Origin of the sequence: Halomonas sp. ND22Bw, from assembly GCF_003011945.1 — a bacterium.
Taxonomy (GTDB): domain Bacteria; phylum Pseudomonadota; class Gammaproteobacteria; order Pseudomonadales; family Halomonadaceae; genus Halomonas; species Halomonas halophila.
In genome coordinates, this window is the sequence record NZ_PXWD01001163.1 from 1 (window position 1) to 260 (window position 260).

1 pseudogene is annotated in these 260 nt (G+C 70.8%); it reads right to left on the minus strand.

From position 1 onward, the window contains the following. Positions 1–248 (minus strand): annotated as a pseudogene (locus CVH10_RS21835) (hypothetical protein); the annotation flags it as partial. Between the last annotated feature and the right edge of the window lie 12 nt (positions 249–260).

Genomic DNA, 260 nt, shown 5'->3' on the forward strand with positions numbered 1-260 from the left:
TAGAGGCGGCCTTCGTACAGCACCAGCGGCGCGCTGCCGGGTGCATCGCCCGTCGCGACCAGGGGGCTCGCTTGCAAAGTCTCGGTCCATGCACCGGCCTCGGTGTGCAGTGACGCCATCGCCGCATGCAGCGCAGCCTGCGCATCGACGGGCCAGCCGAGCAGCGCATCCGCATCGCCCAGCAGTTCGTCGAGCAGCAGGCAGGCATGGCCACGGCCCTCCATGTGGGCGACCAGTGCGCCGGCCATCAGCAGCTCCGG